24 protein-coding genes are annotated in these 26252 nt (G+C 44.3%); 15 read left to right on the top strand and 9 right to left on the bottom strand.

The annotated features are described in order from the left end of the window. The first annotated feature begins 30 nt into the window (after window positions 1–30). The 8 genes from AB4351_RS14495 (at window position 31) to dbpA (ending at window position 9890) form a co-directional block, all read left to right on the top strand. Window positions 31–2190, top strand: a complete 2160-nt coding sequence (locus AB4351_RS14495; RefSeq protein WP_372126378.1) for a type I secretion system permease/ATPase — start codon at window positions 31–33, stop codon at window positions 2188–2190. Continuing rightward, window positions 2183–3508: an HlyD family type I secretion periplasmic adaptor subunit gene (locus tag AB4351_RS14490; RefSeq protein WP_017059471.1), complete on the top strand. Its 1326-nt coding sequence runs from the start codon at window positions 2183–2185 to the stop codon at window positions 3506–3508. The genes AB4351_RS14495 and AB4351_RS14490 overlap by 8 nt, the downstream gene beginning before the upstream one ends. Before the next feature lie 34 nt (window positions 3509–3542). Next, the gene (locus AB4351_RS14485; RefSeq protein ID WP_372126377.1) at window positions 3543–4856 is read left to right on the top strand and encodes a TolC family outer membrane protein; all 1314 of its coding nucleotides are present in this window, start codon (window positions 3543–3545) and stop codon (window positions 4854–4856) included. Next, entirely contained in the window at window positions 4856–5494 is a 639-nt protein-coding gene (locus AB4351_RS14480) for an OmpA family protein (protein ID WP_017059473.1), read from the top strand. Before AB4351_RS14485 ends, AB4351_RS14480 begins: the two co-directional genes overlap by 1 nt. Beyond that, window positions 5494–6438: a PstS family phosphate ABC transporter substrate-binding protein gene (locus AB4351_RS14475; RefSeq protein WP_102333940.1), complete on the top strand. Its 945-nt coding sequence runs from the start codon at window positions 5494–5496 to the stop codon at window positions 6436–6438. The genes AB4351_RS14480 and AB4351_RS14475 overlap by 1 nt, the downstream gene beginning before the upstream one ends. Window positions 6439–6648: 210 nt before the next feature. Next, window positions 6649–7236, top strand: coding sequence for a hypothetical protein (locus AB4351_RS14470; RefSeq protein ID WP_372082810.1), 588 nt, complete (start codon window positions 6649–6651; stop codon window positions 7234–7236). A gap of 217 nt (window positions 7237–7453) precedes the next feature. Next, on the top strand, window positions 7454–8362 hold the full coding sequence (locus tag AB4351_RS14465) for an aldo/keto reductase family oxidoreductase (RefSeq protein ID WP_017064347.1): 909 nt from the start codon (window positions 7454–7456) through the stop codon (window positions 8360–8362). Window positions 8363–8510: 148 nt separating this feature from the next. Further along, window positions 8511–9890: an ATP-dependent RNA helicase DbpA gene (gene dbpA, locus AB4351_RS14460; RefSeq protein WP_017064348.1), complete on the top strand. Its 1380-nt coding sequence runs from the start codon at window positions 8511–8513 to the stop codon at window positions 9888–9890. 140 nt (window positions 9891–10030) lie between these two features. Here the strand turns inward: dbpA and AB4351_RS14455 are convergent, their stop codons facing one another. Further along, window positions 10031–10204, bottom strand: coding sequence for an RNA helicase (locus tag AB4351_RS14455; protein ID WP_065677708.1), 174 nt, complete (start codon window positions 10202–10204; stop codon window positions 10031–10033). A gap of 303 nt (window positions 10205–10507) precedes the next feature. Here AB4351_RS14455 and AB4351_RS14450 point away from each other — a divergent pair, with 303 nt between their 5' ends. Next, entirely contained in the window at window positions 10508–11344 is an 837-nt protein-coding gene (locus AB4351_RS14450) for a DUF6279 family lipoprotein (protein ID WP_372126375.1), read from the top strand. A 72-nt stretch (window positions 11345–11416) separates the two neighbouring features. On the opposite strand, the gene AB4351_RS14445 is transcribed toward AB4351_RS14450, so the two are convergent. The 3 genes from AB4351_RS14445 to AB4351_RS14435 form a co-directional block, all read right to left on the bottom strand. After that, a complete protein-coding gene (locus AB4351_RS14445; RefSeq protein ID WP_017059480.1) occupies window positions 11417–12040 on the bottom strand; it encodes a PolC-type DNA polymerase III in 624 nt (207 codons plus the stop codon). 70 nt (window positions 12041–12110) lie between these two features. Then, a complete protein-coding gene (locus AB4351_RS14440; protein WP_017059481.1) occupies window positions 12111–12512 on the bottom strand; it encodes a PPC domain-containing DNA-binding protein in 402 nt (133 codons plus the stop codon). A 133-nt stretch (window positions 12513–12645) separates the two neighbouring features. Further along, entirely contained in the window at window positions 12646–13842 is a 1197-nt protein-coding gene (locus AB4351_RS14435; RefSeq protein ID WP_017064352.1) for a DEAD/DEAH box helicase, read from the bottom strand. A 400-nt stretch (window positions 13843–14242) separates the two neighbouring features. Here AB4351_RS14435 and AB4351_RS14430 point away from each other — a divergent pair, with 400 nt between their 5' ends. Both AB4351_RS14430 and AB4351_RS14425 read left to right on the top strand, forming a co-directional pair. Then, window positions 14243–15898, top strand: a complete 1656-nt coding sequence (locus tag AB4351_RS14430; RefSeq protein WP_372126374.1) for an ABC transporter substrate-binding protein — start codon at window positions 14243–14245, stop codon at window positions 15896–15898. A 197-nt stretch (window positions 15899–16095) separates the two neighbouring features. Next, complete coding sequence (locus AB4351_RS14425) at window positions 16096–17556, top strand: hypothetical protein (protein WP_372126373.1); 1461 nt, start codon at window positions 16096–16098, stop codon at window positions 17554–17556. 107 nt (window positions 17557–17663) lie between these two features. On the opposite strand, the gene AB4351_RS14420 is transcribed toward AB4351_RS14425, so the two are convergent. Next, complete coding sequence (locus AB4351_RS14420; RefSeq protein ID WP_372118883.1) at window positions 17664–19295, bottom strand: NAD(P)/FAD-dependent oxidoreductase; 1632 nt, start codon at window positions 19293–19295, stop codon at window positions 17664–17666. A gap of 253 nt (window positions 19296–19548) precedes the next feature. On the opposite strand from AB4351_RS14420, the gene fdxA reads away from it, so the two are divergent. After that, on the top strand, window positions 19549–19872 hold the full coding sequence (gene fdxA, locus AB4351_RS14415; protein WP_017064356.1) for a ferredoxin FdxA: 324 nt from the start codon (window positions 19549–19551) through the stop codon (window positions 19870–19872). Between the two features lie 96 nt (window positions 19873–19968). On the opposite strand, the gene AB4351_RS14410 is transcribed toward fdxA, so the two are convergent. The 3 genes from AB4351_RS14410 to AB4351_RS14400 all read right to left on the bottom strand — a co-directional run bounded on the left by AB4351_RS14410 (window position 19969) and on the right by AB4351_RS14400 (window position 22450). Continuing rightward, window positions 19969–20703: an RNA methyltransferase gene (locus AB4351_RS14410; RefSeq protein ID WP_102320729.1), complete on the bottom strand. Its 735-nt coding sequence runs from the start codon at window positions 20701–20703 to the stop codon at window positions 19969–19971. A gap of 175 nt (window positions 20704–20878) precedes the next feature. Continuing rightward, window positions 20879–21931: an aldo/keto reductase gene (locus tag AB4351_RS14405; protein ID WP_032545660.1), complete on the bottom strand. Its 1053-nt coding sequence runs from the start codon at window positions 21929–21931 to the stop codon at window positions 20879–20881. A 372-nt stretch (window positions 21932–22303) separates the two neighbouring features. After that, window positions 22304–22450, bottom strand: coding sequence for a hypothetical protein (locus AB4351_RS14400; protein ID WP_017059486.1), 147 nt, complete (start codon window positions 22448–22450; stop codon window positions 22304–22306). Between the two features lie 348 nt (window positions 22451–22798). Between AB4351_RS14400 and pepT the strand changes: the two genes are divergently transcribed. From pepT to AB4351_RS14385, 3 genes are all read left to right on the top strand, one after another. Next, window positions 22799–24031, top strand: a complete 1233-nt coding sequence (pepT, locus tag AB4351_RS14395) for a peptidase T (RefSeq protein ID WP_372126372.1) — start codon at window positions 22799–22801, stop codon at window positions 24029–24031. Between the two features lie 76 nt (window positions 24032–24107). Then, the gene (locus AB4351_RS14390) at window positions 24108–24575 is read left to right on the top strand and encodes a DM13 domain-containing protein (RefSeq protein WP_017064357.1); all 468 of its coding nucleotides are present in this window, start codon (window positions 24108–24110) and stop codon (window positions 24573–24575) included. 120 nt (window positions 24576–24695) lie between these two features. Beyond that, window positions 24696–25538 (top strand): mechanosensitive ion channel family protein, encoded by an 843-nt coding sequence (locus AB4351_RS14385; RefSeq protein ID WP_372126371.1) that lies wholly within the window; start codon window positions 24696–24698, stop codon window positions 25536–25538. Window positions 25539–25624: 86 nt separating this feature from the next. On the opposite strand, the gene AB4351_RS14380 is transcribed toward AB4351_RS14385, so the two are convergent. Then, complete coding sequence (locus tag AB4351_RS14380; protein WP_017059490.1) at window positions 25625–26068, bottom strand: dCMP deaminase family protein; 444 nt, start codon at window positions 26066–26068, stop codon at window positions 25625–25627. Window positions 26069–26252 lie beyond the last annotated feature (184 nt).

The raw sequence follows: 26252 nt of genomic DNA, 5'->3' as shown, positions 1-26252 counted from the left end.
AGATGTACAGTCTATAAAAGGAAGTTTAGATTGGTAGAACAAAAAGACAGCTGGCTAGCTTGTGTTGAGTGGTTGTGTGAGCATTTTAATGTTCGCAGTCACCCTTCCAAAATAGTGTCTGGCCTACCTTTAAATGAAGGCAGGCTCAATGAATCCCTTTTTCCAAGAGCGATTGAGAAATCGGGGTTAACGCTGAGCCACGTTAAAAAAGAATTATTGAATCAATGTCAGTTCCCTGTTGTTGCTGTTGAGTCCGCTACAGGGTCTCCTCTTGTCGTAACCCAAAGCTCCGTTGGCGACTTTCAAGTATTGAATTGTGAATCCAACTTAAGCCAACAAATTCTCCTTAAAGACTTAGTCATTAAAGTGGATGCATTTGTTTGGCAAGTGGGTGCTCAAGCGCTTGATGACGCCCGTGTTCAGGCACATGAGCGCAATGACAGTAAATCCAACACCCGTTGGTTGTGGCGGGTGGTCAAAGAAGTGAAGCCTTGGTATCGCGATCTGTTTATCGCTTCGTTCTTGATCAACGTGCTTGCGCTAGTGGTTCCGTTATTTACCATGAATGTGTACGACCGTGTTGTGCCAAACCAAGCGTTTAACACGCTTTGGGTATTAGCAGCAGGCGTTGGTATCGTTGTTATTTTTGATTGGGTATTGAGAAGCTCACGAAGCTCTGTGACTGATATGGCTGGGCGCTATATTGATAACAAGTTGTCTTCTCAGCTGTTCTCGAAAGTCCTTGGTATGAAGCTCGAAAATCGACCTCAATCGGTAGGCGCATTTGCCAGACAGCTTCAAGACTTCGATAGCGTGAAAGATTTCTTCACTTCTATCTCGTTAGTCACTTTAGTCGATCTGCCATTCACTTTGTTATTCCTACTGCTTATCGGCTGGCTCGGTGGCGCAATGATGTTCATACCTGTCGCGATCATGCTTGTTTTGATTGTGCTGAGCATCGCGATGAAAGGCAAGGTCGAGAAAACATTCGATGAAACCGCACGTCTCTCGACACAAAGACAAGCCCAGCTGTTTGATTGCTTAACAACCCTTCCGGATATCAAGCAAAACAATGCAGAGGGTATTACCCAGAAGCGTTGGGAACAGACGATTTCGTCGCTCTCTCAATGGCAGACTCAATCTCGTCATTACTCCAATATCGTGACGCACTCTATTCAGTCCAGTCAGCAGATCGTTACCATCACTCTGATCATCTTCGGCGTGTATCAGATCTCTGAAGGCTTGCTGAGTATGGGTGGTTTGATAGCCGTTGTGATGTTGAGTGGGCGCGCTGCAAGTTCGGTGAACCAGCTTTCTCTTCTATTGCTGAGGTTCCAGCAAACACGTTCGGCCGTTGAAGGGCTGAATCAGATTATGGAGCTACCTCAGGAAGAGTCCAAACACCAAGTTATCGACAAAGGAGACTTTGATGGTGGGGTTAGGTTAGATGAAGTGACGTTTACTTATCCAGAGACTCAAAGCCCTGCATTAAAGGAGATTTCCCTAGAGATCAAACCGGGTGAGCGAGTTGGTCTTGTCGGTGCGGCAGGCGCGGGTAAAACAACTCTACTATCGATTGTTGCGCGCCAGTATTTGCCAACAACAGGACAAGCTTTCTATCAAGAAATCGATGGGCAATTATGGCCAACCAGCGTTCTGCGTAGTGGCATGGGTTGGGTAGGGCAAACCACTAATCTTATTTTTGGCAGTGTTTACGACAACGTTACGCTTGGTGCGACCAACGTTGATGAAGAAAAGCTAAGACAAGCTCTTCAACAGTCGGGTTTGAATGGTTACATGGGGCGCCTAAGCAATGGCCTTGAAACACCTGTCGGTGAGGGTGGTCGGTTACTTTCTGGTGGTCAGCGCCAAGCCGTTGCCATTGCGAGAGCTCTGTATCGTTGTCCAAAGTTATTGATCATGGATGAGCCCACCAGCGCGCTAGATAATCAGGCCGAGATTCAGTTCTTTAATGCACTTCAAAGTATGCCGAGAGAAACCTCAATGCTAATCAGCTCCCATAAGTCTTCATTCTTGATGATGTGTGATCGAGTGATTGTATTGGATGAAGGTCAAATCGTGGCAGAAGGTGAACCTAAAGAAATTCTCTCTTTACAGAAGAAAAGTGTACCTAAAGGTACGAGCCGGTTTAAGACGGTATCTGTGGTGAAGGGAGGTCGTCATGAGTAATGATATTCAATGGACCAACAACCACTTAGCATTCCGCTCTCGAAAGCTGATTTGGTTGAGTGCTCTACTCATTGTATCAATTATCGGTTGGGCTACGTGGGCAACATTAGAAGAAGTCGTGATCGGTGAAGGTAAAGTCGTTCCAAGTCTTTCGGTGCAAACCATTCAGAGCTTAGAAGGTGGACTGGTTCAAGAGATCATGGTGCGACAAGGCCAATCTGTAGTGAAGGGGCAACCTCTAGCTAAGTTAGAAGACACACGTTTTAAGGCGGCGTTTTTAGAGTCGGCTCAACAAGCGGATACCTTGCTTGCTCAGCAATTAAGATTAAAGGCTGAGCTGTCGACGGTCGTTTTAAATAACGATGCGAAAGAGTGGTATGAGCGAGTGGTCTTGGTGCCTCAAGATATTGCGGTTGATGTATCAAGCCACCCTGCGTTAATGAATGCCAAGGCGAACTACCGAGAACGTTTAGGACAGTTGAAGTCTGAACTGGAAGAGGCGGCACTTCGTATCGAGCAACAAGACCAAGCTCGTGTCGATACGTTTAACAATATCCAGACTCTTGAAAGCAGCCTCGAGATTGTGATTCGTGAGCGCAACATGCTGAAAGACGTGGTAGCGAGCGGTGCTGTTGCGGAAGTTGAGCTACTTAAACTCAACCGTGATGTAGTCAAACTCAAAGGTGATATTGCTAGCTCAAAAGTAGCAGCGCAGAAGCAGATAGCTGCCTACTCAGAGTCGATAGCGGATCATCGAAGTATCGCTTTAGATTTTCGTACCAAAGTGCAAGGCCAGTTGAATGAAGTGGCGAGCAAGATAGCGCAGCTGAACGAAAGCCAGCAGGCGATTGCCGACCAACTCAAGCGTACTGAAATTGTCGCGCCCGTTGATGGCACAGTCAAAGAGATCTTTGTGCGTACCATTGGTGGTGTAGTTCGTCCCGGCGAGCCGATCATTGAGATCATTCCATCAAACAGTGACCTGATTGTTGAAGCGAGAATCTCTCCGCAAGATATTGCGTTTGTTCATAACGGGTTAGGTGCAACAGTGAAATTCACGGCCTACGATTTCGTCATTTATGGCGGACTTAAAGGCGAGGTGATTTACGTGAGTGCCGACGCCTTACAAACGGAAGACGGAAACGCCTATTATCGTGCCCATATTCAGTTAAACGAAGACCAGCAACAAAACTCTGCCTTTAGCATTATCCCAGGGATGCAAGTCGCGGTCGATATATTAACCGGAGAGAAAACAGTATTGAGTTATTGGTTAAAACCTATTTTACGAGCTAAGGAAAACTCACTTCGTGAACGATGAAGTGGGTTAAAGCATAAATATAAAAGGAAGTGTAATGCATTCAAAATTCTTACTCTCTTCTTGCTTGCTAATGAGTGGGCTGTCTCAAGCAGCTTCATTAGAAGAGTCCGTGGCCTTTGCCATCGACTATAACCCAGAGATATTGGCGCAATACTCCCGATACCAATCGGTGGTCAGAGACGGAGACGCGGCGAGTGGTTTGTATATGCCGCAAGTGAACTTGTACGCGGCAGCAGGTTATGAAGAAACGCGCTACAACAGTGGTAGCAAACTTGATACCGATGATCGAGGCCTAACGAGAACGGAAATTGGCGTTAAAGTATCCCAGTTACTATTTGATGGTTTTAAAACCACATCGAATGTCGATCGACTGACGTTCGAAGCAGAAGCTGAGCGTCTAACTCTGATTTCGCGAGCTGAAAACGTATCGTTAGATGTGGTGAGAAATTACCTCGATATCCTAAAAGCAGAGACGCTACTTGAATTGTCTAAGCGTAATGTAAAAGAGCACCAAGAGATCTATCAAGATATCCAAGATAAAAAGAGCAAAGGCTTGAGTAGCAACTCGGATCTGGCTCAAATCTCCGCCCGTGTCGCGACCGCGCAGTCTTCACTTATCGCCGCTCAGAACAACCTGTTTGATTTGCAAACTCAGTATCTACGCTTGGTTGGCAAACCTGCGGTGAACTTGGTTTACCCCCGGTTTGATTACGCTCTATTACCAAGCTCAGCACAGGTCGCACTTGAACAAGCTGTCGAGAATCACCCTGAAATCAAAGCCTCTTTGCTTGATATCGACGCGGCTCGTAAAGAGATGCGCCGCGAGAAAGGGGATTACTACCCAGAACTAAAACTTGAGCTTCATGCCAATAAGAATGACAACGTATCTAACCCGCCAGGCGGTGTCGATGAAGATGCACGTATCATGTTGACGATGGATTATGACCTGTTTAATGGCTTCTCTACCGACTCCAGGGTTGAATCGTCAGCTTGGCGAGTGGAAGAGGCAAGGGCGATCCGATTACGAACAGAGCGTGAGGTTCGAGAAGGTACACAACTGGCTTGGAACGCTTACAAAATGCTTGAGCAGCAAAAATCCTTACTTCAACAGAATGTTGATGCAGCGAAAATTGCAGAGCTTGGCTATATCCAGCAATTCAATGTTGGCAGACGAAGCCTTCTTGATGTACTGGATGCAAAAGTAGAAGTGTTTTTGGCTCGAAGAAACTTCATCAGCACTGAATATGATCAAACGTTAGCGGCTTATCGAGTGTTAAATGCGATGGGTATGTTGACGTATGCGTTGAGGATTGAACATCCAGAAGAGTGGCAAGGGGAGAATAAGTAATGAGATATTTTAAACTAGCGCTACTTAGCTCTATCTTGCTAATGGGATGTGCAGAAACGCCTGATACGACAATGACACGCCACCAAATTGATGACTTAGCGGATAATGACCGAGATGGTGTGATTAACCAGCGAGATCTATGTGCCGATACGCCAGAAGGTGTAACAGTAGACATTAAAGGGTGTGCTAATTGGAAAATTGTCGAAGATGTTGAAGTATTAAGTGTGGCATTTGATTTTGATAAGTATGACCTTAAACCTGATCATACCGCTGTATTAAATGAGTTGGTGCGTTTACTAGGAGAGCAGCCTGATGCTTCGGTTACCTTGGTCGGAGATACCAGTGCTGAAGGTACAAACGTTTATAACAAAGCATTGGCCAAGAAAAGAACTGGCGTGATTCGAGACGCATTGATTGATAGAGGCATCAATGGTGAGCGTATCTTCGAACAAGAGTTTACTCAGATAACCAGCTTAACTCAGCACCTTCACAAGCGTAAGCGCAGAACGATTGCGGTGATTAAGACAGAAAGCATGGAAGTGAATCCATCTTGGAACATCTTCACTTCAGAAATGCAGCTCGATAGTAATAGCGATGTTGAGTCTAAAACGTCGATTGATCCAGTAGGAGGCCAGTAATGAAACGTCTATCGAATAAATCGGGCTTACTGCTTGCTGCTGTACCTATGTTGTTCTCTGCATCGACGTTCGCGAATGATGCCAGTGACATTGGTTTGGTCGCGATTGAGCCGAATATGCAGGGGCTTGTAGAAGATCTGCTTAAGAGCCAAGAGATCGACTTAGAAATCTTGTTGAGTGACAGCGTCCCAGAACAGATGATCATGCAGCGCTCGCGTGTTGGTATCACTTCCAAAAAGTGGACTGACAAAGAGATGGCTAGGTTTGATATGCGTTACGGTTATAGGCCAACAGAGCTGATGTTTACCGCTGACGTGATTGCGATTCTAGCCAATGAAAATAACCCTGCGACATCAATCACCGTCGCTGAATTAATTGATGTGTTTGGTTGTTCTAACGATCCTAAACATCCAAAATGGTCAGCAAGTAGTGATATTCGTAACGGTGAAAGCCTAGATACTCATATGTTGCCCTTTGCCATTGATCACAACCTGAAAGGCCATACTACCTTTTCAAGTTGGGTCGAATGTGGAACAGAAGGAGAATATGCCCATACTCAGTTCTTAGCGGATTTACCTGATCTGATTAATAAGATTGAAGACGAAGATGCCGCCATTGGTTACACCGTTTACTCAGATCAGATCTCTGATGTGAAATGGTTGAGCGTGGTTGATAACCTAGGTGTGAACTACGACCTAAACAAAGAAACGATCCTCTCTGGTCGTTACCCGTTAGCAACGGTTTATTACATGTACTTGAATATTCCAGCGCATCGCAAAGGCTTTACGGAACAAGAGGAGTTCTTTGTTGGGCTTACCTTGTCACAAGATCATCAAGTCGTTTTGAACCAATACGGCTTCATCAGCTTGCCGCCAGAAGCTATTCAACGTAACAAAGTCAGATTGTCGCTTGAAGAGCCTGCTATTGAAGGTGGCTACAAGTAATGGGTATGTCATGTTGTAACTGTTGTGGGAGAGTGATATTCTCTCTTTCGTAATGGTTCTCAACGTGACGGATTACGTTATTCGGTGATGAAATTATCTAGCGGGCATGTATGCCCGTTTTTTTTCGCCTAAAATTTGCGACTCGAGCAGTTGTTTGTCGTTTGGTCACGTATAATGGACACTTCATATAGCGCTAAATAAGCCCAGTCGATGAAAATCTTTCAAGTTCTAATCTTGCCTCTAATGCTGTCCCTCAATGCTATTTCATTTTCAGCGCAAGCAACCGAAAGCTGGTGGCTAAGAACAGTATTTAACAGCAGCCCAAGTCTGCCGAATTCTCAAAACTATATTAATGATATCGAGTTGATGGATTGTGGTGAGATCGAAGGTACTTTGTTGTGCAGTGACTTAACCCAATATTACGACCTGGATGTGTATGTTGAACTGGAGTTGGGGGACTCAAGTGTCGAAACGGTTCTCTTAAACCTGCCATATTCGGACCTAAGTTACACAAAGCTTCAGGCATACCTTCGCCAAGATGGCTTTGCTCTCAGTTCAATTCGTATTGGTGAAGATGAATTCGATGTTACAGCTCAACTCGAACAAGCTCGAAATGAAGGTGTTGGTTTCGATAAGGTGGATAAACAGCTGGTCGAATTCATCAACGCGCCTCACGGTTCAGCAGAGCAACTGAGTGTGTGGAATGTGCCTAGCTTATCTTCTTCTAGCTCTACTTCTCCTTGGATTCAGTTACAGAGTGATGGTGACAACTTAACGGTTGAACTTAATCGTTTTTAATTGCTCAAATTTATAGATAGTTTCGTTATTTATTAGGCTAAACAAGCCTTTCAGGAGAACGGCTCGCGGGCAGACAGCAAGTTATAATTCATTTAAGTGTTCGTTTTTCTGCGGCTCTCACATTTTTAATAAGCGTTTAGCTTTGCCATTTGTTATACGTTGAGCCTTCGGTAAAACGAGATTAGGATACGTTCAGTATTGATAAAGGAGACAACCCATGGTTGCAAGAGTAACGATAGCGCCACAAGGCCCAGAACTTTCTGAGCTGGTGCAAGGATACTGGCGTACAGCAGAGTGGGGCATGACCCCGCAACAACGCCTGACTTTCCTGAAGCAACATATTGATCTTGGCATCACAACTGTTGATCACGCGGATATTTACGGTAACTACCAATGTGAAAAGTTGTTTGGTGAGGCTTTAGCGCTTGAACCAAGCCTTCGTGATGATATTCAAATCGTCACCAAGTGCGATATCAACCTATGTGGTGACCACACTCCAGATCGTAAGATCAATCACTATGACACCAGCGCGCAGCATATTTACCAATCAGTAAATAACTCATTAGAGCACTTAGGTGTTAACGATATCGATGTATTGTTGATTCACCGCCCTGACGTGTTAATGGATGCCGATGAAGTAGCAGAAGCGTTCGCAGAGCTACACAAAGTAGGTAAAGTTAAGCACTTCGGTGTTTCTAACTTTTCACCGCGTCAGTTCGAACTGCTTCAATCTCGACTCGGTAAGCCGTTAGTGACCAACCAAGTTGAAATCAACCCATTGAACTTCGAAGTGGCTCATGATGGCACGCTAGATCAACTGCAGATGAACCGCATTCGCCCGATGGCGTGGTCTTGTCTCGGTGGTGGTAGCATCTTCAGTGGTGATTCAGCGCAAGCGGTTCGCGTTCGTGATGAGCTAGAGGCGATTCGTCAAGAAGTCGGTGCAGACAGCATTGATCAAGTGATTTACGCTTGGGTTCGTCGTTTACCATCTAGTCCAATTGCAATTATTGGTTCTGGTAAGATTGAGCGTGTGAAGACGGCCGTTGATGCACTGAAAATCGAGCTGACGCGCGAACAGTGGTATCGCGTATGGGTGGCATCTAAAGGTCACGGTGTGCCATAGAAAGCAATTCGTATAGAAGTTAAAGCCAGCTAACAAAGCTGGCTTTTTTGTGTTCGCCTAACATGTTTCTCCAAAACTGTGATTAAGGTGGAATAATTTTCAAAAACACTCATAATGCACTCTGTTTTTCACCAGTTGGATATTTCCATTGAGCACTTCAAAATTCTCTTCAATCGCCCTTAAACCAGAGCTTCTAAACACGTTAGATTCTCTTGGTTATACTGAAATGACGCCTATCCAAGCGTTAAGTCTTCCTACTATCCTAAATGGCAAGGACGTTATCGGTCAGGGTAAAACGGGTTCAGGTAAAACAGCTGCTTTCGGTTTAGGCGTGCTGCAGAACCTACGCGTTAAGCGTTTCCGTGTTCAGTCTTTAGTGTTATGTCCGACTCGTGAGCTTGCAGACCAAGTAGCAAAAGAGATTCGTACTCTTGCTCGTGGTATTCACAACATTAAAGTGCTGACACTATGTGGCGGTATGCCAATGGGCCCACAGATTGGTTCACTAGAGCATGGCGCACACATTCTTGTAGGCACACCTGGTCGTATTCTTGATCACCTAGAGAAAGGCCGCATTGACCTGTCTGAGCTGAACACACTTGTGTTAGATGAAGCGGATCGCATGCTAGAGATGGGTTTCCAAGACGCTTTGGATGCTGTGATTGAAGCGGCGCCAAAAGAACGCCAAACTCTGCTATTCAGTGCGACTTTCCCTAAACAGATCAAATCTGTTGCAGACCGCATTATGCGCAATCCAGAAATGGTGAAGGTTGAATCAACACACGATCACTCAAGCATCCAACAACACTTCTACAAGTTAGAAGGTTCTGAAGCTCGTGATGACGCTCTAGAGCTGCTGTTGTTGCATCACCAACCGGAGTCTGCGGTTGTGTTCTGTAACACTAAGAAAGAAGTGCAGAACGTAAACGATGAGCTAAGCCACCGCGGTTTCAGTGTTATCGAACTTCATGGTGACATGGAACAGCGTGAACGTGACCAAGCTTTGGTTCAGTTCTCAAACAAAACCATCTCGATTCTAGTGGCGACAGACGTTGCGGCTCGCGGTCTTGATGTTGATAACCTAGATGCTGTGTTCAACTTTGAATTGTCTCGCGACCCTGAAGTTCACGTACACCGTATTGGTCGTACTGGCCGTGCAGGAAGCAAAGGCGTAGCGATCAGCTTCTTTAGCGAAAAAGAGATGTACCGTGTTGCTCAAATTGATGAGTACATGGACATGCCAATCGAGCCATCTGAACTGCCAGCAAAACCAATTGCTAAGCCGTACTACTCAAACATGGTTACCATCCAAATTGATGGCGGTAAGAAAGCTAAGCTTCGTGCTGGTGATATTCTTGGCGCACTGACGGGCCAAGGCGGCATTGATGGTAAATCAGTAGGTAAGATCAATCTGTTTGCAATGCGTGCTTACGTAGCGGTAGAAAGATCTGTGGCTAAAAAAGCACTGAACAAAATCGAATCAGGTAAAATGAAGGGTCGTCAATTCCGCGCCCGAATCCTGAAGTAATTCGAGACTGAATCCCTTTGCTGCGATATGTCTAATTAACGACATTGCTAATTAATGGCATTGCAGTAAAGGGTGTTCCACAAAATGCCACTTAGGTTTCTTATCTTAGGTTTATCGACCTAGTCCTCTATACCAAAGCATTATTCATCGGGTCTTATCGAATAAAGATCGTTGATATGTTTTCCTTCGCTAAGATACCAAGTCATCGCTTCCTGTCGATTGTGAACGAATATCGTGATTGTGGTTATTGATCCATCGTCAAAATAACAAAGCTCATATTCTAAATCGCTTGTATGATCAGGAATAGCGGCCATAGCTTCCCTCCCAAATATCAATCATTTTAAATACGTCAACCCAACTCATTTATAGGGCTCGTATCACGTCAAATGAGTAATAAAATCAAGTTACATCACTGCCATTAATTATTTTTAGTTTAATCATTTGCCTAAATAGCTAGATTAGCAAGTTTGGGTCTCAATTTATCTCAAAGTTTTTACGACCACTGTTTATTAAGACTACTTTTATAAGAGCTAGAATTAGCGTTATAAAAACTGGGCTAACCTTAAAGGGATGAGTTAATCGGTTTGTGGCTTTGTTGAATGTCGTGAGAGGGTAGAATGAGAAAGTGCCGGTGGTTAGTTTTAGTGATCTGTTTTCTATTTACTGGGTGCGGGACCAAGTTCGCCTATAACAATATAGGTTGGTTTGTCGTTAGCTGTATAGAAGATTTTGTTTCCCTCTCAAATAGCCAAGAATCAGAGCTTGAAGAGCGATTAGATATATTACAGAAATGGCATAAAGAAACTCAGCTACCTCTGTACATCTCGCAATTAGAAGCGATTCAAAACGTAGATCGGTCGGATATGAATCCCGCTTTTATTGTGGGCCAAAGTGAACAAACGAAAGAGCATATTCGCACAATCGTCAATAAGTTCGCTCCAGATATTTACGCCTTGAGTATGCAGCTTAGCCCTAAGCAAGACAGGGAGTTTTTAAAGAACTTTCGTGAAAAGCAGCAAGACTATTATGAAGAAAGGTTGTCGTTGAACGATGACGATTCGAGAGAGCGATACCGAAGCAGAATAGAAGAGCGTGCAGAACGGTGGTTGGGTTCAGTATCGAAAGAACAAAAACAGATTATTTTGGCTTGGTCTAAAGAGTGGGTAAATACCAATAGCAGTTGGCGACAATATCAAAACAACACCTATCAAGAGCTTACGACGCTGATGGCAAAGAAGAGCGATCTGCATATTGCTCAGCCGATTATCATGAAGTTGCTTTTAAACAATGAAGCTTATTATCCTGATGAACTTGAGTCACAACTCAACCAAAATATGGAAACATCAGCCAAGTTTTTAGTAGATATCGCCGCGACCAGCAGTAACAAGCAGTGGGCGTATTTTATGAATGAATTAGAAAGCCTCAAAGGAACGTTGAAGTCATTGCAAGAGTAGAGCGTCCCTTTTAAAGGCTAGCGGTTATTGTCGAGCTAGCCTTTCATCCCACTTTAAGGTGAATTTCGGAACCTAACCCCTGTTGCTCATCAGTAGTTTTGGAATCGAACCTTTGGCTGTCTTCGATATTTTCTGCATCAATTGGAAGCTCGGCTGTTGAATACCGTGGTCACTCTGCAGCTCATCGATCATTAATAACCACAACCTTGCTGTCATTTCTGAATCGGCTAACGCTCTGTGGAAAGTACCGTCGTTGTCGATATTTTTGAAACGCACAAGGTCGCCTAGCTTATGAGTTGGTGCGTCTTGGATTAGACGACGAGCTATCAACATTGAGCAAGCGAACTGTCCATTGTAATCGCGACCAATATTATCTAATTCCGCATCAAGAAAGCGCTTATCAAATGAGGCATTGTGAGCGACAAGTTGGCTGTCTTGAATGAAGTCTGCAAACTCATCCATCACTTCACTACAACTGGCCGCTGTGCTTAACATACGGTTACTGATTCCGGTATAACCTTCAATGAATCCACTCACACGAAATCCCGGGTTCATGAGCTGCTGGAAGGTGTCGACGACTTCGCCGTTAACGAGTTTAACCGCACCGATCTCAATCGCTCGGTCGCCCATATTTGGTGATAAGCCTGTGGTCTCGAAATCGAGAACGATAACGGAATCTGCGGAGTTTGGAGCCATCGTGTTTCCTAATTGCTGTTTGGTAGTATCGCTTTGTATGGGGCGTTTGGTGTTGCTATGGGTAAATCAGTTATTTGCTATTGCTGATAGTAAGTTCAGTGTAACCCGTCGAATCGTCATGCTCTCTGTTGAAGGTCAAGGTATCGTAGCGGTGAACAATCAATTCAGCCGTGGTCGCGATAATCGTCCCTTCAAGCAAATGCCCACCAATTACATTGCCATTCTCATCAGCAACGGAGATATGAATATGCTGGTGGTTTGGGGTTAGCGTTGCCATCACCGAGACTATTTCGAACGGAGCTTGAACTAGCTTGGTGTTGTTGGCATTAGCTAAGCGAATATTGAGTTGAGAAACACATCCGACACAAGACGCAATAGAGCCCGCGGAGATATTGTGCGCTGTCACTAGCCTCTGGATCTCTAGCTTTAGGTCTTGGCCGCGGGTTAATCTCGTTGCGATAGGAGTGATCATCTTATTGCCTCAACGTTATATGTAATTCAAAGAACAAAACGAAGCCACATAGGACTTCGTTTTATTTTCATTTTGGCTAACGCGACTTTTCTTTTGGTTAATGCAACTTTGCATTTTCTGTCGCTGAAATTACTTAGTCTTGTTGCTGTTCTCTTTTCTTCTTAGGAACGAAGTTCAATACTGAAATGGGTACTTCTTTGCGTGGTTCGAAACCTTCAACAACGCGACGTTCAATCAAGTGACCAAGACGCTTTTCAATAATGCACAGGTTTTTGAAGTTATCTTTTGATAGGAAAGAGATCGCTTCGCCAGATGCATCAGCACGGCCTGTACGACCAATACGGTGAACATAATCATCTGCTGGGAATGGCATGTCGTAGTTCACTACGCGGCTTAGGTTGTCGATATCGATACCACGAGCAGCAACACCCGTCGCGACTAAGTATTTTAGGCGACCTTTCTTAAAGTCAGCCAAGATTTTTTCACGAATCGCTTGGCTACGTCCACTGTGGAAAGCTTCCGCTTGAATACCACGTTTCTCAAGTTGAGCAACCAACTTAGCCGCGCCGTGCTTGGTTTCGATAAAGATAAGCGCTTGGTCCCAGTTACCTTCGGTAATCATGTGGCTCAATAGTGCTGACTTACGGTCTTTATCTACCGTTACCAACCATTGCTCAATGTTCGCTTTAGACGCATCAGTCTTGGCAATCGAAATCTCTTCCGCTTCACTGATTGCACTTTTCGCTAGTGCACGCACTGGCGTTGAAAGCGTTGCCGAGAACAGCAGGTTTTGGATGTCTTGTGGTAGACGCGCGATGATCTTGTTGATGTCTTCAATGAAACCCATGTCTAGCATGCGGTCAGCTTCATCTAGAACCAGTACTTCCACTTCATCAAAGTGAACGGCACGTTGTCCGTACATGTCGATCAAACGACCTGGTGTTGCCACAAGAATATCCACGCCTTCAATAAGACGATCTTTCTGGTGTTGGTAAGACACGCCACCGTACATCGCTAGTGATGTTAGGTTTAGGAACTTCGCGTACTTAGTGATGTTCTGTTCAACCTGAACTGCCAGCTCACGCGTTGGTGTCAGGATAACTGCGCGGATACGTTTTTTACGCTGCGTTTCACCTTTGCTTAGCATTTCTAAGATAGGGAGAACAAAGCTCGCAGTTTTACCTGTACCTGTTTGTGCTGCAGCAATAAGGTTCTTACCAGAAAGAACAATCGGAATTGCTTTTTCTTGAATAGAGGTTGGCTTTTCATAGCCTTGTTTTGCAACGGCTTTAACAATAGGTGAGCTTAATCCAAGCTTGGAAAATGGCATAAGTTTCTCGGTATGATTTGGCTAAATAGCGATGGAAAGGTTTAACAATCTTATACAAGGATAAGATTAATGGCGGCATTCTACCATGTTGCTTGTGTACCGCTAGTAACATAGACACTTTAGTTGGATAATACTGGCTCAATAGCACAACGATAAGGCAGGAATGTAGAGCAAATAGCAAATCCGGTGGAGGATTAATCTCCCACTTATTTTTGCCACTGAATATGCACGATCAGTGATTATTTTGTTTGCTAAAAGAGGTGTTTATAAATTAAGTTGGATCTTGATATTATTTATATCAACAGTTTCATACAGCATATTCCAACTTGAATGAGTAAATAGACCTCCCATTTGGGTTACAGCTATTCTCGTTCCACTAGACGCTTGATTCGGATATCCATTGAACGACGCTAACTTACGTAGACTTCAGCAGCTTATTGCAAAGTATGAATTAGGTGAAGAGTATCACCTAACGATCGATGATCTTGAACACTCGCTATCGACCTCTCGCAGAAACACTTCGATCATTCTTAAATGCTTATCGGAATATCGCTGGATTTGTTGGATTCCGTCCAAAGGAAGAGGGAAGCTTAGCCAGTTTAGAATTTTGGTCAGCTTTCCCGAAGCATTAGAACAAGTGTTAGCGCTTCAGTTAGAGCAAGGGTGTTTTAACGTTATTCCCCGCCTTCTAGAAAGCTATGGTGATGCTGCAATAAAGGCACTGACGCTAGCGACTGAAAAACATAGTCTGTTCAATCAACAACATGACCATTTACTGATCACTCAATATCCGTGGGTTGATAACCTTGATCCAGCAAAAACATACCGAACCGCAGAACATCACATCTTAAGAAGTCTATACAATACGTTACTCGTCCAAGACCATGAGGGAAATCCCCAAGCGAGCCTCGCGCACCATTGGAAGGTGGAAGGGCGATTTCTGCATTTTTGGTTGAGACCGAATGTGTTATTCCATGACGGTGAAACTTTAACGGCCAAAGATGTTGCTCAATGTTTGTTGCAGCTAAAAAATATCGAAGGGCCAGTACAGTCTTTATTTGATCAGGTCAGTGATGTTCAAGTGGTGGGTGATAAACAACTGACTATTGAGCTGAAACACGCAAACCCAATGTTTCTCTATGCTTTGACTAGCCCACACGCGTCTATTTACCGCTGCAAGCGTACTTATTTTTCGAGCGGGCGCAGTGCCTATATCGGAACCGGAGCTTTCTCATTAGACGATTGGAGCGAAGAGTGCTTGGTTCTTAAACGTCACCGAGGTTACTTTGCTCAAAATGCCTTGTTAGAACAGATAACGCTCACCGACATAGAAGGTTTGAATGATCACACCCTGAGTTTTAATCAATCTGGCGTAGCAGAAGAAACCACAATCAATGCACTTTCGTATCTTGCGGTTAATCGTAGAGAAAACTCGGGCATAACCCCTGAAGAACTCGACAGGTTGGTATCGTTTATCAAGTCCAGCAGTAAAGAGTTTGATGCTGATATGGTGACGGATGATCTGTCTTTCTCGCCGAGTAAATTAACATCCAGCAATCCCATTCCTATTTTGACGGGCACGGTTGTATTAACACGACCTAGAATGACGATTCCTTTACTTCAAGATATGGCGGACTGGCTGCAACAAACGATTGTAAAAACGGGTGTCGCTATTGAAGTTGTTGAGCTTACCAATATCAGTGACCCTAGCTCCATGAGTGAGTCGGCAGACTTGTTATTTATTGAAGAAGTTATCGAACAGCCAAAAGAGTATGGTCTTTACGATTGGCTACTTGCTTCATCTGGTCTCAGGTTCATTTTCAACAATTCTGAGATGAAGGCGCATTGCGAGAGAGTTAGAGCTGCTGTCAGTGGCGAGGACCCAATGCGCGAGTTGAAAGAGATTGAAGATTCGCTTTATCAACAGAAGTTACTTTGTCCGTTATTTCACGGCAAAGAGAAGGTTTTTAATAGTGTTGAGGTTCATGGGGTAGAGATTAACCAAACCGGTTATAGTGATTTTTATAAGCTTTGGATAGCCTCGAGCGAGAAGTAATTAGTCCATTTTTAACCCCATTTCCCCATCTTTTAGTTTCTGTTCAAAATGAAAACATGCACGAATCGGCTATCACCCTTTCGTGTTTCTTTCTAATGCCAATCGCTATTATGACTGGCTATGACTATCACAGTCATTTCCGGTCATCCCCCCAATGACAATTCCATTGATAATGTATTTCATTAGGATCTAATCGAATGAAACTTAAGCTTATTTCTATCGCACTTATAGCTGGTGGCCTTACGGCTTGTGGCGGAGGAGGCGGTGGTAGCAACACAAGTGCTCCTGCTCCTCAAACGAGAACCTTACAAGGTGTCGCCATTGACGGGTATATTTCCGGGGCGACCGCGTTTCTAGATATCAATTATAATGGCGTATTAGATGAAGGTGAGCCTAGCAGCATCACGGACCATGAAGGCAGCTATGAGCTATCTTTGACGGGTTCTAACTCAAACTGTATGGACTATGCACCCATCGTAGTGAATGTGCCAGTAGGCGCTATTGATGCGGACAGCCCAAACTCACCGATTACTGAACCTTATCAGTTAATATTTCCGCCAGTCATGACGGTGAGTTCTGAGCAAGAAATTAAGTCGACTACGCCACTTACGACCGTGTTATGGAATGAGATCCAAGCCGACTTGTATAAAGGTGGTTTAAACAGTTGCTCTGCTTTGAAGCAAGCCGTGAACACCCAAAATAGCATTATCCAAAATGTGAAAGAGCATGACTTCCGAATTGCGAACCGATACAACATCGCAGTAGAGGACTTGTATGGTGATTTCGTTAAGAATCAAAATACCGAGCTCTATGAGTTGGCGCAGAAAATGATGCCAGCTATTAAAAAGTCGTATCAAGAGACGAAAGAGATTCAAAAAGAGAACCCAAGAGCCCAGCAAGCTTATGTTGACTATTACTGGCAGCATTGGGACTACTTCAAGAAGAACGAAATTAATAAGTGGTATAAAGTTAAAACAGTGATGACTGCGGATAAGCTGATTGTCATTGAACATGAAGTTTCAGCTGACTTGCAGACAGAACTGGCGTTAAATAAGCATATTGAGCGTAATAGCCAAAAGAAAAATGGTTTGGAATATGACAAAGAAGCTTGGTTCTCATTGGATAGTGATGGAACGGAATATTCATGTTCGGTGAAAGAGACCATCAAGCAACAGATTTTACCTAACTCACTCGCGACCTTTGGTGTGTTGAACCGTGGTTGGTCTAAACAACCTGATTGGGACAGTTGTTCACGTCAAAATGTCGGTGCTGGATTCATGCAAACCTTGTCGGCAGATCTTGTCGGTGACTACAAAGATCAGTTTACCCAAGTACAAGCGAAATTTAATTTTGAGAATAACGCACCACATCCAGAGTGGGTTAATCTCGGTGATTCATTGGATAGAGTGTCGCGCAGCGACTTTGATGCACTCAGCTATCTCTCGGTAGACTTTGATGACATTAGTTCTTATGGCTCTGATAGTTGGAACAGACATAAGTATGCGTACATTGAGAATACACCGTTTGATTACACTCAAACGATAACGTCTAAATACTCTCAAGGTAACTGGACCAAAGGTTATTATTACCAGAATGGAACAAGTCGAATGGAATGTTCAGATGATGGTGTGAATTGGTCAAAAGATACTTGTAAGTAACGCTGACGAAGTCGTTACTCAATAACTATAAATAGCTTTACGCAATAAAAAAATCCAGTGCCATCAGACACTGGATTTTTAGCTTTAGATAATATTAAAACGCGTTGTTAAGCGATCTCAATCTTCTCTGCTTGGTTCTGCTCTACCATTGACAGTGCAAGTGCTTCCGCAACCTTAATACCATCGATACCAGCAGACAGGATGCCGCCTGCGTAGCCTGCGCCTTCACCTGCAGGGAAGAAGCCCTTAAGGTTGATGCTTTGGAAGTCTTTGCCACGTTTGATGCATACAGGAGAAGACGTACGTGTCTCAACACCGGTAAGTAGGCCGTCTGGCGTAGAGAAACCTTTGATCTTCTTCTCGAACGCTGGGATTGCTTCACGAATCGCTTCGATAGCAAAATCAGGCAGCGCTTTTGAAATATCAGTCAGGTGGATACCCGGCGTGAATGACGGTTGTACTTCACCGATTGCACTTGGATCGCGACCTTTCAAGAAGTCACCGATTTTTTGAGCTGGTGCATCGTAGTTTTCACCACCAAGAACATAAGCGCCGCTTTCTAGTTCACGTTGTAAACGGATACCAGCCAGTGCGTCACCTGGGTAATCACGCTCTGGGTCGATACCTACAACGATTGCGCTGTTTGCGTTACGTTCTGCACGAGAGTATTGGCTCATGCCGTTCGTTACTACGCGGCCTTCTTCAGACGTTGCAGCAACCACAGTACCACCTGGGCACATACAGAAGCTGTATACAGTGCGGCCATTCTTACAGTGGTGAACGAGTTTGTAGTCCGCAGCACCTAGGATTGGGTTGCCTGCGTTCTTACCGAAACGAGCTTCATCGATCATCGATTGCTTGTGTTCGATACGGAAACCAACAGAGAAAGGCTTCGCTTCCATGTAAACGCCACGATCGTACAGCATTTCAAACGTGTCACGAGCACTGTGGCCAACAGCCAATACCACGTGACGAGATTTGATCTCTTCACCGTTAGAAAGCGTTAGGCCAGTGATTTGACCATCTTCCATATGAACGTCGTCAACACGAGTGCTGAAACGGATTTCGCCACCAAGTTCAATGATAGAAGCGCGCATCTTTTCGATCATGGTAACCAGTTTAAAGGTACCGATGTGCGGCTTACTTACGTATAGAATTTCTTCTGGTGCACCCGCAGCAACGAACTCTTCAATTACTTTACGGCCGTAGTGCTTTGGATCTTTAACTTGGCTGTACAGCTTACCGTCAGAGAAAGTACCTGCGCCGCCTTCACCAAACTGTACGTTTGATTCTGTGTTCAGCGTACGCTTACGCCAGAAACCAAAGGTATCTTTCGTACGCTCACGAACTTCTTTACCACGCTCAACGATGATTGGGTTGAAACCCATTTGAGCAAGCACTAGGCCAGCGAATAGACCACATGGGCCAAAACCGATAACCACAGGGCGCTCAGTTTGGTTCTCAACCGCTTTAGCAACAAACTTGTACTCCATATCAGGAGTCACTTTTACGTGCGGGTCGCTAATGAATTGTTCTAACAACTCAGCTTCGTTTTCAACGAGAACGTCAAGCGTGTAGATAAGTAAGATCTTTGATTTCTTACGAGCATCGTAGCCACGTTTAAAGATATTAAAAGAGAGTACCTGATCAGAGTTAATACCAAGTTTCGCTTCAATAGCGTCTTGAATAGCAGACTCTTCATGGTCTAGTGGGAGTTTAATTTCGGTTAAACGTATCATTTCGATGTCTCGTTTTTATAGGTGTCTTAGCTAGATCGTTTCTTAATACAGAGTTTGATGGAAACGCTGATGTTCAAAGAAGCGATAAGCTCACAATGGCGCGCATTTTACGAGAAATTGATTTATCTGTCATACTAATTTGGAAACATGGAGCAAATAGACACGATATTAGAGCCGTATGATGTTGAATTTTGCTTTGGGATGAGTATTATCCCCATTCTTCAATTTTGACTAACTTATAGAGCAGAGCATCATGGCATTTGTCGTAGGCGATAATTGTATTCAATGTAAATACACAGACTGTGTGGCAGTGTGCCCCGCAGATGCGTTCCATGAAGGCCCAAATTTCATGGTAATCAACCCAGTCGAATGTATTGATTGTGGCTTGTGTGTACCTGAATGTGATGCTCAAGCAATCTTCCAAGAAGACGAACTGCCAGAAGATCAAAAGATCTTCATCGAAGTGAACGCAGAGCTCGCTGAGATTTGGCCTGTGCAAACGGAAGTAAAAGCACCAATGGATGACGCTGAAAAGTGGAATGGTGTGTGTGATAAGTTGGCAATGCTAGAAAAGTAATTGTTGAAAAGAACTCAAATAAAAAGGCGTACTGATTTAATCAATACGCCTTTTTTAATATCTGAACACTGTCGATTGGCTAGTTAGCTTAGAGGTCTAGCAGTGCTGACGACGCATGTTGTCGAGAATAATGCCTGTCGCCATTGCAACGTTCAAAGACTCTGCGCCACCGAATGCTGGAATCGTAATCTTATCAGTCACGTATTTAGCCGCGTGTTCACGGATGCCGTGAGACTCACTGCCCATCAATAAAATGCCGTTAGCAGTAAACTCAGTCTTATGAACACTTTCGCCTTCTAAGAAAGCACCGTAAACCGGTAGGTTCGCTTGCTCTAAGTAAGCTGGTAAGTCTGTTTGGCTTACGTGTACGCGGCCAAAGCTGCCCATAGTCGCGCTGATCGTTTTAGGGTTGTATGGGTCTGCGCAATCGCTGCTCGCAACGATATGCTTGATGCCGTACCAGTCTGCTACGCGAATAATCGTACCTAGGTTGCCAGGGTCTGAAACGCCATCAAGCGCAATCATCAGTCCTGTTGCTTCTGGTAGTTCAAACGTTGGGATCTCAACAACCGCAATCGCTGCGTTGTTACTGACCAAAGTGCTCGCTTTGGTTAGATCATCCAGCGAGGCTTCAACACAATCAAACTCAATCAGTGAAGCATGATTTTCAGATAAGAAATCAGCGGTAGCAAAGACATTCTTCACCACTAAGTCACTATTGAACAGCTCAAGAACGTTCTTTTCACCTTGAACTAGAAACAGGCCGTGGGCTTTACGTTGTTTCTTTTGACCCAAAGCACGAAGGAGTTTTAATTGGTTTTTTGAAATCATGTTTTTATCCTAGATATAAGCCCGCGCATTATAGAGCAAAGGTTAGCGAACCAAAAGCGTGATAGCTCAATGCGATCCATATAAAAAGCAAAAGCGATCCACTTAAAAAAGAAAAGCGCACTAAATAGCGCGCTCTTATGGGATTTACTTACTTAAGTTAAGCTGAACTAACAGCCTAATACGGAGCAGGGTAGCGCTTAAAGACTGTGTTGATATCAGTCAGGATCTCTTCTGATAACGGTTTACTGAAAGCGGCTACGTTCTCTTTTAGCTGCTCCATGGTCGTTGCACCAATGATAGTGGACGTCACCCCATCAACTTGATTACACCAAGCCAATGCCAGTTGGCTTGGAGTGAACCCGTGAGCATTCGCCACTTCAACATAGCCTTTAACCGCTTCGTTGGCAGATTCAGTGTCACGGAAAATGCCTTTACGTTGCATGTAAGTCCAACGGCTGCCTTCCGGTCTTGCGCCATCAATGTACTTTCCACTCAACATGCCTGCAGCTAAAGGTGACCATGGCAGGTAAGCGACATCTTCATGCACACAGTTCTCAATCAGATATGGCCAGTCTTTTGCGTGCAGTAGGCTAAATTCATTCTGAATCGAAACCATACGTGGCAAATCGTGTTTTTCACTCAGCTTGAGGTAAGTGTTAATGCCCCAAGTAGAATCATCTGAAAGCCCGACATGGCGAATTTTCCCCGCCTTAATGCAGCTTGCCAGTGCTTGTAGGATTTCCAACATCTCAGCTTCATGCTGCTTTCGGTCAATATCACTGAATCGAATGTGATTCGGGAAATGCTTACCAAAGTGAGGCGTTGTACGATTTGGCCAATGAAGTTGGTAAAGGTCGATATAGTCTGTTTGTAGGCGTTTTAATGATGCGTCAACGGCTGCGATCACCGCTTCACCAGTTATCGGGCCGCCATCTCGAACCCAAGGAAGCCCTGGCCCGGCAATTTTGCTCGCAATGATCAACTCTTGTCGACGCTGTGGGTTACGCGATAACCAGTTACCAATGATCGCTTCTGTTTTTCCGTAGGTATCTGGAGAAGGTGGAACCGCGTACATCTCTGCAGTATCGATAAAGTTAATACCTTGGCTTAATGCGTATTCGATCTGTTGGTCGGCTTGCTGCTGCGTATTTTGTAGCCCCCAAGTCATGCTGCCAAGACAGATACGGGAAACGGGAATTTGACTACTTCCTAGCTTTGAATATTCCATTGAATTCGGGGTTCCTGTGGTTAGGTTCTCTGGTACTCGCATTATAGTTTTGAAAAGAGGGCGAGTGAGGAATGAAAACGAATATGAATTATTAGCACAAAATGACACGACAAGGTATGGCATCGGGGAGTTTAGTGAGTCATTTCTCAGCGCTGCAAGCTAGTGTGTGCAATGCGTGAAAATACATTCGCGAGAAACTATGAGCCAATTGGTGATCGAGAAGTGAAGAACAACAAGCAATGAGCGAAGGTTTAATGTTCAGCTTGTTTGGGAGTGGGGGAGAGGAGAACAGATCAAAAATAAAAAAAGCTCTACCGGATAGAGCGTAGAGCTTTTTTATAGGGGTCTTAATAGTGCTAGGTATTCATTGAGTTACGAGGTCGCGTTTGTGTCTAATCCACCCTGGATCTGCGCCTGTCTTAGAGCTTCCTGCCTTTGAACTTCTTTCTCAGTTAATACTGGTCGAAGCGTTTCCTCAGAGGCTTGAGGAGAGAAAATGAAATATTTATTAATCGTCATAACTGTGTCTCCGTGTAACGTATGACAGATTCTGCATCAAGGATAAATTGTGATCATCATCCACTTTGTACTTTTGTTAGGCTGAGAGCGGAGGGCGTAGAATGCGTACAAAGCGATCTCTTATCATCCGTATGCAATGTTGAACTGACGAAACCCTCTGTTTTCAAGTATAGGAAGCGCATCTAATTTCGCACAATAATGATTTAGAGCAATTACATACATGGTCAGGGGCGTAAGATGAAAACCCTCGCTACTGACTCTGTGCTCGTATTTATTTAACGATGTATCACTTATCGACATAATAATTAAGTCAGTAAATCAATTACTTAATCCATGGTGAGATGAATTATGGAAAAGCTTGTAGAACGTTTTCTGAATTACGTTACTTTTGATACCAAATCCGATCCTTCTAATCAGCAATGCCCAAGTTCACCGGGTCAAATTACCTTTGCTGAAGCCTTAAAGTTAGAATTGGTGGCATTAGACTTAGTTGATGTGTCTTTAGATGACAATGGATACTTGATGGCGAAACTGCCGTCGAATGTCGATTACGATGTGCCTGCGATTGGCTTTGTGGCGCACATGGATACCGCTCCTGACGCATCAGGCGCCAACGTGAAACCACAAGTGATTAAAGATTACCGAGGTGGAACGATTGAATTAGGGGAAAGTGGCGAGAGTTTGAACCCAAGCCAGTATCCAGATCTTGATTCTTTACATGGTCACGACCTGATTACGACTGACGGCACAACTCTGCTTGGTGCCGACAACAAAGCGGGCATCGCTGAAATCATCAGTGCAATTGCTTACCTGAAAGCGAATCCAGACATCAAACACGGCGACATCTGCATTGGTTTCACGCCGGATGAAGAGATTGGTCGCGGTGCGAACCTGTTTGACGTTGAAAAATTTGGCGCCGAGTGGGCGTACACCATCGATGGTGGCCCAGTAGGGGAGTTGGAATTTGAGAACTTCAATGCCACGAGCGCCGATGTTATCTGTCATGGCGTGAACGTTCACCCGGGCACCGCAAAAGATAAAATGGTGAACTCGATGAACATTGCAGCGCAATTCCAATTGATGATGCCTGCGCAAGAAACACCAGAGTGCACAGAAGGTTATGAAGGCTTCTACCACCTGAAATCGGCGGAAATGGGTGTGGCTCGCTCTGAACTGGGATACATCATCCGTGATTTTGAACGTGAGGGTGTAGAAGCGCGTAAAGCATTCATGCAGCAGAAAGTCGATGAGCTGAATGAGCGCCTTGAGAAAGGCCGTGTTGAGCTGGTGCTAACCGGTAGCTACTTCAACATGAAAGAGATGGTTGAACCGCATCAACATATTATTGAATTGGCCAAGCAGGCGATGATTGAGTGCAATGTCGAGCCAATGGTTAAACCAATCCGAGGTGGTACAGACGGTGCTCGCTTATCTTTCATGGGGCTACCATGTCCGAATATCTTTACTGGCGGTTACAACTTCCACGGTATTCATGAGTTCATTACCATTCAAGGCATGGAGCAAGCGGTAAAAGTGATTGTTGAACTGTCACAACGTACAGCAACGCATTACCAAAAATAGAACATCAGAGCGTTATATCTCTTTGTATTTTTGAGAGTATTCAATAATACTCTCTTTAAGCATAAGGGAGTACGCGATGAAAAAGTTAGTTTTACTTTGCACCCACTTAGCCGTGGGTGCTGTTGGTTTTGGGCTAGGTGTTTACGCATTGCCTATCTTGATTGAGCCTGATTCTCCTTCCTCAAGTTCTGTTGAAGCGATCAGTGAGCAGGCTATCTACACGGGCGAGTTCACTAAAGATCGACAAGACAGTGACTTCTTGCACTGGGGAGAAGGCATCGTCTCAGTATCCGAAAGTGCGATCGCTTTTGAAGGTGAATTGGCGCCGGGACCTGATTACAAGGTTTATCTCTCGCCTAAGTTCATTGAAACCGAGCACGCTTTCAATGACAGCAAGAACGAGTTATTGAGAGTCGGAGATGTGAAAACATTCGACCGCTTTATGGTTGAGCTTCCCGAAGGTACTGATCTTAATCGATTTAATACGGTTGTGATTTGGTGTGAAACTTTTGGCCAATTTATTACTTCTGCCAAGATAAAATGATAGCCTTACCAATAGCTGATTTAGGCACGTAAAAAAGCGCTCTATTTTTGAGCGCTTTTTCATAGCGAAGTCTCCGCTAATCGTTGTAAAGCTCGTCGTTGTAATGCTAAGGAATAAGTAATGGAAAAAGTGTGGCAAGTAATTGATTTTCTACTCGCTCATAAGTTTATTTTTAGTGCGTTGATTATCACTATTATTTTAATCATTCGCCGAATCACCTTATCTCAAATAAGAGGTGATGTTGCTTTCCTTAGTGAAGACCAACGTAACTGGATGTCACGAACCAAAAACGGCACATTCGCGATTATTGTTGTGACGTTATTTGTGCTGTGGAAATCCGAAATCAGCGAGTTTGCGCTATCTGTCACGGCCATTGCTGTTGCGATAGTAGTGGCTTCAAAAGAGATCATTTTGTGTTTCACCGGTTCTATTCAGCGTGCGAGCTCGCGCTCATTTAGAATTGGTGACTGGATCGAAGTAGGTAAAATCAGCGGTGAGGTGATTGAGCACAATCTGATGGCGACCGTGATTCAAGAAATCGATCTTTACCATGGGCAATACCACTTCACTGGCAAGACCGCTACGCTGCCTAACAGTATGTTCTTTACTTATCCTGTAAAGAACCTCAACTTCATGAAGCGTTACGTTTACCATAGCTTTACAGTTACGGTGAGAGACTTCGTTAACCTGTACCCAATGGTGCCGGGTCTTATTGTAAAAATTGAAGAGCATTGCGAGGAGTTTATCGATGTTGCTCGTCGTTATAACGGCGTGATTGAAAAGCACGCTGGTGTCGATCTTCCTGGTTCTGAGCCGCATATCCACATCACAAGCAGTTCAACCGGTGAGCAAGAAGTCCATTTTATGATTTTCTGTCCAACCGAGAAGGCGGTTCATCTAGAGCAAGAGATTCGTAAAGATTTCATGGAAGCATACGCTGAAGCATTTCCTGTCAGTGCTTAATCCTGCAGTCCGCTGAGCCCCAAACAAAAGAAAGCCGAGAGCGATAATATCGACTCTCGGCTTTTTTGTTCTAACTATCTGTTCGTTTAATCTAGGTCAGCCAGTGGCAACCAATCGACTTTTACGCCTGCTTGTTCAAACATATCTTGGCTCACTTTGATTTTGTCTCCCCAGCGAGAAAGAAAGTCTTCACTTTGCTCTGGGCAGTGAACCGCAGAAATACCGGTTTGGATGATTTTCGCTGCGCAGTTTGGGCAAGGGAAGTGAGTCACCCAGATTTCACAGCTGTCCAAATCACGCTTGGCGAATAAGATCGCATTTTCTTCAGCGTGAAGTGTCTTGAGGTACTTCATCTCTCTGTCATCAGTATCCGCACTATCAGACACGCCATGTGGGTAGCCATTAAAACCAACAGAAACAATGCGGTTGTGCTTAGTGATTACGGCGCCGACTTGAGTTGAAGGATCTTTACTCCAAGAACCGACCAATTCCGCCATTTGATAGAAACGTTTAGCCCATTTTGAAATCATGAGAATTCCTTAACAATTAAATGTGAATGCTTATCTGTCTGACAATACATTATGTTAGACAATATCCATAGAGAACAAAAGCTGAGAGATTGATTTACTTAGGAATTGTAGCGTGTTTGTAATCACTTTATAAGCACTTGGTTTCAATTAACATATTGATACACTTTGGCCAGTTATAATTGAT

The sequence above is a fragment of the Vibrio sp. 10N.261.51.F11 genome, from assembly GCF_041471665.1.
Classification (GTDB): Bacteria; Pseudomonadota; Gammaproteobacteria; order Enterobacterales; family Vibrionaceae; genus Vibrio; species Vibrio crassostreae_C.
The sequence above is the reverse complement of the archived record's forward strand: the minus strand, read 5'-3'. Positions and strand labels throughout refer to the sequence as shown.

Bases quoted from the DNA above. Each gene is read 5' to 3' on its own strand.
- fdxA (WP_017064356.1), top strand. From the start codon at position 19,549: ATGGCATTTGTCGTAGGCGATAATTGTATTCAATGTAAATACACAGAC.
- AB4351_RS14435 (WP_017064352.1), bottom strand. From the start codon at position 13,842: ATGCCATTTTCCAAGCTTGGATTAAGCTCACCTATTGTTAAAGCCGTT.
- AB4351_RS14410 (WP_102320729.1), bottom strand. From the start codon at position 20,703: ATGATTTCAAAAAACCAATTAAAACTCCTTCGTGCTTTGGGTCAAAAG.
- AB4351_RS14390 (WP_017064357.1), top strand. From the start codon at position 24,108: ATGAAAAAGTTAGTTTTACTTTGCACCCACTTAGCCGTGGGTGCTGTT.
- AB4351_RS14490 (WP_017059471.1), top strand. From the start codon at position 2,183: ATGAGTAATGATATTCAATGGACCAACAACCACTTAGCATTCCGCTCT.
- AB4351_RS14485 (WP_372126377.1), top strand. From the start codon at position 3,543: ATGCATTCAAAATTCTTACTCTCTTCTTGCTTGCTAATGAGTGGGCTG.
- AB4351_RS14475 (WP_102333940.1), top strand. From the start codon at position 5,494: ATGAAACGTCTATCGAATAAATCGGGCTTACTGCTTGCTGCTGTACCT.
- AB4351_RS14400 (WP_017059486.1), bottom strand. From the start codon at position 22,450: ATGACGATTAATAAATATTTCATTTTCTCTCCTCAAGCCTCTGAGGAA.
- AB4351_RS14480 (WP_017059473.1), top strand. From the start codon at position 4,856: ATGAGATATTTTAAACTAGCGCTACTTAGCTCTATCTTGCTAATGGGA.
- AB4351_RS14470 (WP_372082810.1), top strand. From the start codon at position 6,649: ATGAAAATCTTTCAAGTTCTAATCTTGCCTCTAATGCTGTCCCTCAAT.
- AB4351_RS14420 (WP_372118883.1), bottom strand. From the start codon at position 19,295: ATGATACGTTTAACCGAAATTAAACTCCCACTAGACCATGAAGAGTCT.
- AB4351_RS14455 (WP_065677708.1), bottom strand. From the start codon at position 10,204: ATGGCCGCTATTCCTGATCATACAAGCGATTTAGAATATGAGCTTTGT.
- AB4351_RS14385 (WP_372126371.1), top strand. From the start codon at position 24,696: ATGGAAAAAGTGTGGCAAGTAATTGATTTTCTACTCGCTCATAAGTTT.
- AB4351_RS14405 (WP_032545660.1), bottom strand. From the start codon at position 21,931: ATGGAATATTCAAAGCTAGGAAGTAGTCAAATTCCCGTTTCCCGTATC.
- AB4351_RS14380 (WP_017059490.1), bottom strand. From the start codon at position 26,068: ATGATTTCAAAATGGGCTAAACGTTTCTATCAAATGGCGGAATTGGTC.
- pepT (WP_372126372.1), top strand. From the start codon at position 22,799: ATGGAAAAGCTTGTAGAACGTTTTCTGAATTACGTTACTTTTGATACC.
- AB4351_RS14425 (WP_372126373.1), top strand. From the start codon at position 16,096: ATGAAACTTAAGCTTATTTCTATCGCACTTATAGCTGGTGGCCTTACG.
- AB4351_RS14440 (WP_017059481.1), bottom strand. From the start codon at position 12,512: ATGATCACTCCTATCGCAACGAGATTAACCCGCGGCCAAGACCTAAAG.
- AB4351_RS14445 (WP_017059480.1), bottom strand. From the start codon at position 12,040: ATGGCTCCAAACTCCGCAGATTCCGTTATCGTTCTCGATTTCGAGACC.
- AB4351_RS14465 (WP_017064347.1), top strand. From the start codon at position 7,454: ATGGTTGCAAGAGTAACGATAGCGCCACAAGGCCCAGAACTTTCTGAG.
- AB4351_RS14450 (WP_372126375.1), top strand. From the start codon at position 10,508: ATGAGAAAGTGCCGGTGGTTAGTTTTAGTGATCTGTTTTCTATTTACT.